This window comes from Chitinophaga sp. (assembly GCF_036569125.1).
Taxonomy (GTDB): Bacteria; Bacteroidota; Bacteroidia; order Chitinophagales; family Chitinophagaceae; genus Chitinophaga.
Genome location: NZ_DATCRF010000814.1, coordinates 1 through 10,921, shown reverse-complemented (window position 1 = coordinate 10,921; position 10,921 = coordinate 1). Strand labels below are relative to the sequence as shown.

Here is a 10,921-nt window from a genome sequence, read left to right as displayed (position 1 = left end):
CTGCCCTGGACACAGGTGTCGGACCTGAAAGGCTTCAAAAGCACAGCTGCCGCTTTGTATGGCATTACAGCCATTCCGGCTAATTTCCTGATCTCCCCCGAGGGAAAAATTGTTGCCAAAAACCTTCGCGGCGATGACTTGGAAAAAAAGCTGGCGGAATTACTATAGCTATAGATCCGCAAAAGCATTGCCAGGCGAAATTACCGCATCAGGTGGCGGATGTTCCGCCACCTGATATTTTCAACACCTAATAAAGTAACCTAACAAATAAAAAGTGAAAACTATGCTTAAACCGGCAATACTGCTGGCTGCCAGCCTGCTGCCGCTGGCGCTGCGGGCCCAGGGCGGATATACCATTTCCGGTACTATTCCCGCGCTAAGCGCCCCTGTAAAAGCTTACCTGCTGCTTGTACAAAACGGCGCCTTCCGGGAAAGCGATTCCGCAGATATTAAAAACGGGACCTTCCAATTTAAAGGCAGCGTTGACGAACCCCAACAGGCCATCGTATCGGTGGTTCGCCAGGGCGTGGCGGGACCGAAAGCATCCGGTGACTATGTTGCGTTCTTCCTGGAAAACTCAGCTATTTCATTGACGGCAACAGATTCTATTAAGCGCGCAAAAGTTGACGGATCAAAGGCCGACGAGGAAAGTAAAGCGCTGGAAGCAGCCACCAGCCCGTTGACCGATATTATCATAAAATTGAATGATGAATTTGAGGGTAAGCCCAGGGATGATGCCTGGAAAAAAACATCAGACAGCGTTGCCAGGCTGATTGCCAGGATCAAAGCCATCCAAACCGGGTTCGTCGAATCGCACTTAAACTCCTACATGGGCCTGTACACCTACCATTATTTTGTACTCGGCCAAAAGTTCAAGCCTGCAGAGGCAGAACCTTTATTCCATCGATTTTCCCCCCAACTGCAATCCTCAGCGCTCGGAAAACGTACGTTTGAAAAAATAGAAAGCACCAAGAAAGGCCAGGCAGGCGTAAAGGTGACGGACTTTACGCAAACGGATATGAACGGGAAACCCTTTACCTTATCTTCCCTGAGAGGTAAATATGTGCTGGTTGATTTCTGGGCCAGCTGGTGTACCCCTTGCCGGGCCGAGAATCCAAACCTGGTGAAAGCTTATCAGCAGCTGAAAGGTAAAAACTTTGAAGTGGTAAGCGTATCCCTGGATGAAAGCAAGGCAGCATGGGTATGGGCTGTAAAAAAAGACGGCCTTCCATGGATCCAGGTCTGCGATCTGAAAGGGTTTAAAAACGAGGTGGCGGTGATGTACGGAGTAAACGCAGTACCGCAAAACTTCCTGGTAGATCCCAATGGTATGATCATAGCGCGTGACCTGCGCGGCGAAGGCCTTACGGAAAAATTATCGGCTTTGGTCAAATAAGCAATGCCGGTATAGACAGTGAACAATAAATACAATGGGGGCGCCGTGGTGAAACGACGCCCCCATTATGGTTAACCACCATCACTTAGCCAGCCATTGCTCTACCGCCCTTGAAAATTCCGCCACATCAATGGGGTGCCTGCTGGTAACAAGGTTGCCATCGGTTACAACAGGCGCTTCCTCTACGGCGCCACCGGCATTTTTCAGATCTGTCTGTATATTCCAGTAGCCGGTTAATTTTTTGCCTTTTAAAATATCAGCAGAAGCCAGTACCACCGGTGCATGACAGATAGCTGCGATCAGCTTTCCCGCTTTATTAAAATCCTGTATGAGCTTTATTACATCCTTATCCTGGCGCAGGTTATCAGGGTTCCAGGCGCCGCCCGGTATGAATACCGCATCATAATCACTTGCTTTTACCTGGTCTGCAGTATGGTCAAATTTAATCCAGCCAACAGGCTGCAGGTACTGTATAGCCATGATGTGGGTCTTTGACATTTCGGGGTATACCAGGCCAAACCTTTCAGGAGCCGGGTTATATTTAGGCGCCACAATATCTACCTGTGCACCTAATTGTTTTAAATACCATACCGGACCTGTAAGCTCAATTTCTTCAAACCCGTCTGCAGCCAGTACTGCTATCCTTTTACCTTTTAACTTATCCGGATCTTTTACCGGGGTAAAAAAGAAGGCTCTCAATGCCTCATTGCCGGGTGCATTCAGCAATTTTGTTACGGGCATGTTTACAACGGCCGACTGCGTTGATAATTGATTCATGACTTCAAGTTCGTGCATACTGTTTGTTTGTGCTGTTGAATAATTGGCAGCCAGTAAGCTCACTGCTACGGCTACTATAACCTGGTTAATTTTTTTCATCATAATTTTTTTATGGGTGATTGTAATACGCAAATGCTATCAGCCTGTGAAGGCCTGTTTGAAAAGGCTGTTTTTTAATGCTGGTATTCAAATAACCGATCACGGGCTGTATGGGTGGAAATGACAGGTGATACTGGAAAGCGGCTTCGTTCCTGAATTTTTCATAGGTAACGAATTGTGTGCTGTCGTTCTCCAACTGCGAAAGCTGATAGTTTATAACCCCTGGCTCACTACGGAATTGCGGCATGGCACTGTGGTACACTTTTTTAAAATGTTCTGCTGTTCCGGCCTTGCTGTCTACAAACAGCATAATAGTAAGCGGCGTATCGCCCGCGGCGGGTTGCCTTCGCCAGTCCGCCTTTGAAAGCGGCTCAAGATCTTTTACATAAAACGTTGCCGGCGGGCTAACTAAAGCATTTTCAGCTAACGATGTTATTGCTTTAAATGGCTGGCCTGCGCTGGCGTCATCAACCGCCTTCCTGCTGCGCCATCTTTCAATGATCCATATTACAGATGGCTTATCCTCCTCATAATAGGCTTCGGAGAGTATATTGCTTTCAAGCCTGAGTGAATGAAGCACATAAGCTGCTACCGCCTTTTTAAATGCTTCCAGCTGTGCAGGCTTCACATCATACTGTATTAACCTTGCTGTTGTATTCATGGTATCCTCCTTAGCTGCAGGCTGTGCCTGCATATAGTTTATATTGACGGTAAGTAACAATGTCAACAGGAACTTATTTGCTTTCATGTTGTTGTATTTTATTGACCAATGGTAAGCAACAGCTTTGCTACTTCATGCGGCTGCGCCAGGAAAGGGGAATGGCTTGTATTTACAGTGTATACTGTTTTGATGCCTGCTGCGGTGAGCATTTTATCCTGGAAGGCTGGTGATATCACAATATCCTGCAGTGTTTTGATGTACACTTTTTCAACAGATCCAAAGTTTTCGTTAGTTAGTGTAACCTTGTTGCCAAAGGGAATGGCCGGCTCTGCGCGGTAATTGGCTATTACCTTGTCTTTGTCGGCCTGCGTGCCATCATTAATAAAAAGATAGGTCAGGCTGTCACGGTTTACATCCAGGGTTAACTTGTCTGCAGACTGCGCCAGTGAAGGCCCGAGCCTTGAACCGGGATCTGTGTTGGCAAGCTCGCCCAGGGCCTGGCCGGACGCCGGAACAAAAGCCCCTATGTATACCAGCTTGCTTATTTTGGCGGGCGCCTTTTCCGCTACATTTGTCACCACCATTCCACCAAGGCTATGCCCTACCAGTATTACCTTACCATCTGCTTTGGCCATAGCGTCAATTACCTTATCGCGGTAAACGTCCATTGACACTGCATATGCCGGTGTTGTGTCAGCGCCATGCCCCGGAAGCTCTACTACTATCACATGGTTGCCTTTACTTTCAAGGTCTGTGCGTACTGCATCCCATACGTAGGGCGCCTGCCAGGCGCCGTGCACCAATACGTAGGTGCTGGCTTTTATATCCTCATCATTGTTTGTGCAGGACATTGCTGCTGACATGGTTAACGCGGTGGCTAGCAGCGTTACGATCGCTTTTTTCATTTTATTGATTTTACTTGTTATCAGATAAAAAATTTGATACTGCAAAGCTGAGAAAGAAATAAAGGGCGTACCTGACACAAATGCGTCAAAAACTATTGGTAGCTAATTTTTTGCGTATGCGTGTAAGCGATTGCCTTTCCATACCAAGAAAGCTGCAAAGGTGGGATATTGAGATCCTGTTGAACAGGCTTGAATGATGCTCAATAAAATCGAGATAACGTTCTTCTGCTGTCTGGAATATAAAACCCTCTATCCGTGCCTGCTGGCGTTTTAATATTTCTTCTGCAACCAGCCGGCCGTATTTTTCAAAATCAGCCGACTGCTGGTAGATCCATTGTATATGTTCGTAGCTAAGGCAAACCATACTGGTTGGTTCTAAACATTGTATGGTATAGCTGCCGGGCGTGCGGGTTATAAAGGCAGGATAGTGAGTGGCATAGTCGCCTTCAGCATAAAAGTCAACGGTTATCTCATCTCCGTTATTGTCAATATAAAAGGAACGGACCAGGCCTTTTGCAACAAAACCGATCGCTTTTGGTACTTTGCCTGCGTGTAGAAAAACATCTTTCTTTTCCAGGTTCTTTAAAAGAACCTTTGATGCTAATTGCGCAAGTTCAACATGGGTAAGCCGGGGGCAAAAATCCTTTACCGATGTTAAAAATATGTCTAACCCGGGTTCCATATGCAGTTTATTTAGGTTGAACTATTTCATTGGTGAATTCTCCGTCGATCAGCATAAATGCCATGCGGCATACTTTGCCTGAACGGTTTGCCCACGCATGGTTTGTACCGTTCTGGATCACGATATCGCCTGCCTGTATGGTTGTTTCTACATCATCCAGCACCAGTGTTATTTCCCCTTCCAGCACAATACCATAATCAACCGTTCTTGTCCGGTGCATTAAGGAGTGAGGGGCAGGCGGAAACTCAATTACCCTTATACGGGTGCCTCTTTTGGGTGGTGGCAATACCAGGCCGTTTTCAGCAGGTTCGTCGGGCTGGGCATGAATGAGGGCGGGCGTTTCCAAAGTGTGCCATACTTCAAAAAAAGTAGGTCCGCCAGGCCCGCCAACAAGTTTCGTATGTGTGGGCGGCCCGTCAGAGATAATGATAGCCTTCCCGTTTACATCATGACCTGTTACAATACGCCTGAATGTTTTTTTTCGTGGAGTCATAACACTGGTTTTAGCTGTTGGTTTTGCCGCAACGTTTCCATTAGCATGCCAACCTGCTCCCGTGCCAAAAGCACAAACAGATGCTGTGCGCAAAGAGTTGAGCAGTAAGGGGTTTAGTTCTTTTGTAATGAAATGTGGTAAAAGAAATGATGGCGCTAACTCCGAAAATACCGGAGTTGAAAAGTAAAAATCTACGGAAAAACCGGAGTATTACAGGTTGTTTTGCGGATTCCTGAAATCCTGCCAGCTTATGTTAAGCTTAGCCATTTTGGATTCAAGGGTAGTGGGTTTAACATTCAGCAATGCCGCTGCGCCGTTTGCGCCGCGTATGCGGCCATTTGTTTTTTTGAGGATAGATGTGATATAGTCTTTTTCTGTTTGCCGCTGTACATGTTTGATATCCTGCAGCGTGTTAATACCGGTTTTAACAGCAGGATCCGTTAACGCGGCAGTGAGGTTGCGCCTTAATGTTAGCTTTGAGCGGCCATCGCTAAGCACAACAGATTGTTCCAGTACATTTTCCAGCTCGCGGATATTGCCCGGCCAGTCATACGCCTGCATCTCCTCCATCATGGAAGCAGCGATGCCGGTAAACGGCTTATTAAACGCCTGGCAAAACCTGTTTGCAAAAAATAAGGCCAGCGCTTCTATGTCGGTTTTCCGGTCGCGCAAAGGCGGCAGCGTGATGGGGAAAACATTCAGCCGGTAATACAAGTCAAGCCGGAAGCTGCCCTGTGCTATTTCTTTTTCCAGGTTACGGTTGGTAGCAGCCACAATACGCACATCTATTTTAATGGGCGAACTGCCACCGATATGTTCAATCTCTCTTTCCTGCAGCACCCGTAATAACTTTACCTGTGTGGCCAATGGCAGCTCTCCTATCTCATCCAAAAAAATGGTTCCGCCATCGGCCTGCTCAAACTTGCCTTTTCTTTTTTCTATGGCGCCGGTGAATGCTCCTTTTTCATGACCGAACAGCTCCGATTCTACCAATGTTGCCGGTATGGCCGCGCAATTTACTTTTATGAACGGGCCGTTCTTCCTGGGCGAAAGGGCGTGTATTGCTTCTGCCACTTTCTCTTTACCGGTACCGCTTTCACCCAGTATTAATACCGAGGTGTTATAAACCGCTACCTGGGCTGCAAGGTCTAATGCAGATAATAAAAGATGGTGGCTGCCAATAACATTTTTGAATACAGCATCGTGCGTTGGCTCACTATGTTTTTGGGATACTGAAAAAGCATACCCCTTTGCTGCCACCGGCGATGTGGAATAATAGATTATTTTTTCCGCAAGCTCTTCCAGGCACAATTTCAAACGGTTTAACAACGCAATGTTCTCCCTGGTATAAACACCGGGCTTACGGCTGTAAAAAAAGTAATGAACGGATAGCCCATAGCTCAGGTTAACAGGGAATACAAGGTATGATTCCAGCCGTAAACAATCCAATATCATTTTTTGCAGCGCATTGCCTTCATTAGTTGCCCCGTTGTTATAAATACATGCTTTATCATCCGGGTGGCTGTTTCCGGTTATTGCGTAAAGGGTCTTTTCATTTACACCAGCCATCACCATCAATTCCTTTTCACTAATATGCTGGTACTCATTAAAGCCGGTACGTAAATAGGCCATATCAGCAAAACGCCCGGTATTAAACGGCCTTATTCCCGCTGCAATAAAGTCAAATGGCATGTAGGATTGCATAGCCATAGCAACCTTCAGCAATTTTTGCCGGGCGTCTGAGGGGTCGTTGATTATACCGGTTATCTGTTGCTGCAAACAGGCTTCTTCCCGCAATTTTGATTCAAGGCTATGCTCATGGCGGTACCAGGCAATATCTAAAGTAACCAGCAGGTCTTTTTCCCTGAACGGCTTTACAATAAACCCATACGGCTCTGTTGTTTTCGCTTCTTCCAGCACTTTCTGGTTGGAATTAGCGGACAAATAAATAAAAGCAATGTTCTTTTCCTTTAGTTTCCGTGCGAAGTCAATGCCTGACAGCTTTCCGTTCAGCCTTATATCGAGTATTGCAATATCCGGTTGCTGCTTTTCTAAATGCTCATCGGCTTCCTCTGCTGAAATAGCAATACCTGTTACGTCATAGCCGGCCTGCGTTAAGATCAGCCGCAGGTCGTTTGCTACGATAAATTCATCTTCAACTATCAGTACTTTTTTACGCATAAACGGGTTGCTTAAGGGGTAACTAAAGATTCTTCCAGCATTTGTTTACTCATAACCGGGAACTTTATTATCAGGCCAAGGCCGTGATCACTTACAATATCCAGGCTTCCGTTTAGTTGCCTGGTAAGCCCGCGCACCAGGTCAAGCCCCAGGGAGTTATGTTCCATTATCTCAAGCCCCGGCAGCAGGCCCACACCATTATCTGAGATAGTGAGCAAAAGATGGTCATCGTCCTCCTGCTGCAAACGGATGCTTACAATGCCTTTACGGCCTTCGGGAAATGCATACTTAATGGCATTTACGATACTCTCGTTAATAATAAGCCCAAGCGGTATTGCCTGCGATACATCCAGGTTTAAGGGTTCAATTTCCTGCCTGAATAAAACCTGATTGCCGGTATTAAAGCTGTCTTCAAGATAGCTTACCAGCTCACTGATATAGGCAGGCATCGCTATCGTTGAAATATTGTCAGACTGGTAAAGCTTCTGATGAATAAGGGACATCGCATACACCCGCCGCCTGCTGTCGTGAATGGCAGTAAGCGCAGCATCATTATTAATGTACACCGATTGAGAATTCAGGAGGCTCATTACAATCTGAAGATTATTCTTTACCCGGTGATGGATCTCTTTCAACAACCATTCCTTATCTGTAAGCAGCTGCTGGAGCTCTTCGTTCTTATGCGTTATTATTTTATTGCTCTTTTGCTTTAACCGGTTTTGCCGGTATAGCAGGCCGGCAATAAGTATGGCTGCCGCAATGCCTGCCAGCGTTAAATTTTTCACCAGGGTTGCCTGTTTTGCATTGGCTTTTTCAAGCCCGGCCTGTTTGTTCAATGCCGCGATCTGGGTTTCTTTCTCCTGCGTTTCGTAAATAACCTGCAGCTCTTCTGCCTGTCTTACTTTGGTTACTTTAAAATTGGAGTCGAGCAGGGCTGCATATCTTTTATAATGGTATATAGCCGATGCATTATCCTTCAGTACCGAATCAGCTATGATAAGCCAGCGGTACATTTGCAGATCATCGGACAGGCTATGCTGGATGTATGGAAGAGCAGTGAAATGTTTTTCAAAGTACGCTCTTGCTTTTTGATATTGCCCGCGCTCAAAAAGTATATGCCCGTACATATCTGTTACCATAATTCTTCTGAGTGGCCCCCTGATCATTTCGGCCTGCGTTTCAAGAGAGTCCATCTTTTTTACATGCAGCTCTGCTGAATCTATATTAATATCCAGGTAACAAAGGGCAAGTGCAGCATTGTAAGCAAACCTGTCTGCCAGGATGCTGGTGCTATCGACTTTTTTTGAAATATCGTGGATAAGTGCAAGCCCTTGTGCCGCCTGGCCCTTTTCGCACAGATCCCCTACCACCCTGTTTAAAATTCCATACACCGACGGATCGTGAACGCTGATAAAGCGATCTACTGCTTTTTGCGCCATATCAATGCTTTCCTTCTGTCTGCCTTCCGTATCATACAGATCTGACAAGCGGCTATAAAAATACGGCAGCCCAATACTATCCCGGCAGCTTTCAGCAACCCTGACCGTTTGAAAGGTATACCGCAAAGGGTCGCCAAACTTACCCTGAAAGCTTGTAATGTTGGCAAGGGCATCACTTATGTAATGTATATAAGGATAGTGAATAGCTTCAGCCAGCGCAAGCGCTTTTAAGAAAGACTCCTGTGCAGGCTGAAACTGGCCGGCTACTACCAGCATGTAGCCCAGGTCCATCAAAACATTAATTTCCCCTTCTTTGTTTGCAAGGCTGTGGTATAAGCCTGACGCCGCCTGCAGATCAACAATTTTTTGCTGAAAGCCGGCTTGTGTGGGAGCAGTATATATGCCCCGGTAAGCAACGGCTCTTGCCTCTGTTTCCCTGTCACCAGCCTCCCGGCATTGAGTAATTACGGTGTTAAAAATTGAGTCTCCTTTTGCATCGCCTGCCTGTACATAGATCTTTCCCAACAGGCAAAGCGCCTGGCGGCCCAACCTGTATTCTTTTAAATGCCTGCTTTCATTTAACGCTTTATTCAAAAAGTATTCAACACTGTCTTTATACCTGTAATAACTATTGGGCTGAAAGGCATAATAGCTACCCAGCAATAACAGTAATTGCAGTTGTTTACGGCCCGTGGTATTGGAAAGCCGGCGAACACCTATACCCGGCTGCTGCCGGTCAACCCATTGCGATTGCTCAAACAGATCCTTATCGCCTATTCCTTCTGCGAGTACCGGCAGCCGGCTTAAGCCCAATGAGCGGCCGGCTATATATAAACAAGTGTCATGCTCAACCTGGCCTTCTTTGGCAACCACAATAAAAGTGGAGCTGAGCTGTAAATTAAGCCGTTGCCAGGCTTCCTTGTCTTTCGACGGATGATAATAGGAATACCCCTGCACTGGCGGGGCAGCCGGGGTTTGAGATTGCACGGCATAGGGTACCAGCAAGCCCAAAAGCATAAATACAAGGCCAATTCTGAACATAGGTCTCTTTTCTTTAAGCAGCTCAAGGGAAAAAACGGCTTACAATACGAAGAACCTGCCGATTCCTCTGAATTTAAAGGTACCCTTTATTTTAAAATTTGTGCAATGCCTAGTTGTCCCGGATCAAACGTATATAATAAACGGGGGATGTGGATGCGCCTTTCAATGCCTTAAATTTCACGCGTACCTGGTCTTTGTCTTTCAACAGGGCGCCGGGGATATGATATTCTATATCGAAAAACCTTGACTGATTCCACCTGTTTGTATTGTTCTCTGTAACCAGCTTCTGATCATCAATATAGATCTCAAAGTTCCTGTTCCCCCATTCAGCACCCCAATAGCGAACCATTAAATTAAGGCTGGTATCGCGGTTTGTTGCAAGGCTGTAGCTGAAATAACCGCCATCAAACGCCTCCCGGTAAAACTGATCATGGGCGGTTCCTTTTCTTGATCTGTCAACCTGCATTGCATGGTCAGCTTCAGGCTGCTGCTCGCCCGCAGCAACAAAGCTTACCGTACGGCTCTCAAGCGCCAGTTTTTCTTTTTCAACGGCTGAAAGTGAATCCAGGTAAGCATGGTATTGTTTGTTGGATAAAGCCATCCAGTAGATCATATAACGTGCGTCATGGATCTGGTAAAAAGGCTGTAGCTCCGTGCCGGCTGCATTGATCATTTTTACGCCCGTCATAGTAAAATGCAGGGGCGCATCTTTAACCGGAACAAGGCTGGCTGTGAGGGCCGGCAGATCATCTTCAATAATAATGGGCGCTTTATCAACAGGCAGCTTTTCGCCGCTGGCTATATGGCCCCAACGGCTGTCGTCTGCAATTAACCCTTTCAGATCCTGTGTACCTGTTTTTGCGCCCAGCAAAACAGGACCGTGCATAATGGCAATGTAAGCAGGCACATTTGGCAAATGTTCAATTGTATTATGCATTGGCAACTTTACTTCAACTACATCGCCTTTCTTCCAGCGGCGGTTAATGGCTATATATGAAGATGGCTGCGCTTCAAAGGGGACAGGTTTTCCATTCACTGTAATTTTCAATGCACCGGCTGCTACCCATCCCGGGTAACGGATCATCATTGGAAATGAAGAGGCGCCCCCTGTAATAACCAACCTGGTTCGCTCTTCATACGGAAAGGTTGTTTCCTGGCGCAGCTGTATCGCCTTTTCTTTCCAGCTTAAGGCCGACGCTACAAACAGGTTTACGTACAGCGAATCATGCGAGTGCGTGTAAATAAAC

At 46.4% G+C, this 10,921-nt stretch carries 9 protein-coding genes; 1 reads left to right on the top strand and 8 read right to left on the bottom strand.

Features of this window, described 5'->3' with window-relative positions:
• The first annotated feature begins 283 nt into the window (after positions 1-283).
• Positions 284-1,396: a TlpA disulfide reductase family protein gene (locus VIM87_RS29965; RefSeq protein ID WP_332000537.1), complete on the top strand. Its 1,113-nt coding sequence runs from the start codon at positions 284-286 to the stop codon at positions 1,394-1,396.
• Between the two features lie 81 nt (positions 1,397-1,477).
• Here the strand turns inward: VIM87_RS29965 and VIM87_RS29960 are convergent, their stop codons facing one another.
• The 8 genes from VIM87_RS29960 to VIM87_RS29925 form a co-directional block, all read right to left on the bottom strand.
• A complete protein-coding gene (locus VIM87_RS29960) occupies positions 1,478-2,275 on the bottom strand; it encodes a type 1 glutamine amidotransferase domain-containing protein (protein ID WP_332000536.1) in 798 nt (265 codons plus the stop codon).
• A 7-nt stretch (positions 2,276-2,282) separates the two neighbouring features.
• Positions 2,283-3,020: a putative quinol monooxygenase gene (locus tag VIM87_RS29955; protein WP_332000535.1), complete on the bottom strand. Its 738-nt coding sequence runs from the start codon at positions 3,018-3,020 to the stop codon at positions 2,283-2,285.
• Positions 3,021-3,031: 11 nt separating this feature from the next.
• The gene (locus tag VIM87_RS29950; RefSeq protein ID WP_332000534.1) at positions 3,032-3,838 is read right to left on the bottom strand and encodes an alpha/beta fold hydrolase; all 807 of its coding nucleotides are present in this window, start codon (positions 3,836-3,838) and stop codon (positions 3,032-3,034) included.
• Positions 3,839-3,923: 85 nt separating this feature from the next.
• On the bottom strand, positions 3,924-4,520 hold the full coding sequence (locus VIM87_RS29945) for a Crp/Fnr family transcriptional regulator (RefSeq protein WP_332000533.1): 597 nt from the start codon (positions 4,518-4,520) through the stop codon (positions 3,924-3,926).
• 7 nt (positions 4,521-4,527) lie between these two features.
• On the bottom strand, positions 4,528-5,013 hold the full coding sequence (locus VIM87_RS29940) for a cupin domain-containing protein (RefSeq protein ID WP_332000532.1): 486 nt from the start codon (positions 5,011-5,013) through the stop codon (positions 4,528-4,530).
• 210 nt (positions 5,014-5,223) lie between these two features.
• Complete coding sequence (locus VIM87_RS29935; RefSeq protein ID WP_332000531.1) at positions 5,224-7,194, bottom strand: sigma 54-interacting transcriptional regulator; 1,971 nt, start codon at positions 7,192-7,194, stop codon at positions 5,224-5,226.
• A gap of 11 nt (positions 7,195-7,205) precedes the next feature.
• Positions 7,206-9,674, bottom strand: coding sequence for a sensor histidine kinase (locus VIM87_RS29930; protein WP_332000530.1), 2,469 nt, complete (start codon positions 9,672-9,674; stop codon positions 7,206-7,208).
• A 109-nt stretch (positions 9,675-9,783) separates the two neighbouring features.
• Positions 9,784-10,921: DUF6805 domain-containing protein (locus VIM87_RS29925; protein ID WP_332000529.1), on the bottom strand; the 1,138-nt coding region annotated here is incomplete at its 5' end.

Coding starts and splice junctions, on each gene's coding strand:
- VIM87_RS29965 (WP_332000537.1), top strand. CDS start 284: ATGCTTAAACCGGCAATACTGCTGGCTGCCAGCCTGCTGCCGCTGGCG.
- VIM87_RS29960 (WP_332000536.1), bottom strand. CDS start 2,275: ATGATGAAAAAAATTAACCAGGTTATAGTAGCCGTAGCAGTGAGCTTA.
- VIM87_RS29955 (WP_332000535.1), bottom strand. CDS start 3,020: ATGAAAGCAAATAAGTTCCTGTTGACATTGTTACTTACCGTCAATATA.
- VIM87_RS29950 (WP_332000534.1), bottom strand. CDS start 3,838: ATGAAAAAAGCGATCGTAACGCTGCTAGCCACCGCGTTAACCATGTCA.
- VIM87_RS29945 (WP_332000533.1), bottom strand. CDS start 4,520: ATGGAACCCGGGTTAGACATATTTTTAACATCGGTAAAGGATTTTTGC.
- VIM87_RS29940 (WP_332000532.1), bottom strand. CDS start 5,013: ATGACTCCACGAAAAAAAACATTCAGGCGTATTGTAACAGGTCATGAT.
- VIM87_RS29935 (WP_332000531.1), bottom strand. CDS start 7,194: ATGCGTAAAAAAGTACTGATAGTTGAAGATGAATTTATCGTAGCAAAC.
- VIM87_RS29930 (WP_332000530.1), bottom strand. CDS start 9,674: ATGTTCAGAATTGGCCTTGTATTTATGCTTTTGGGCTTGCTGGTACCC.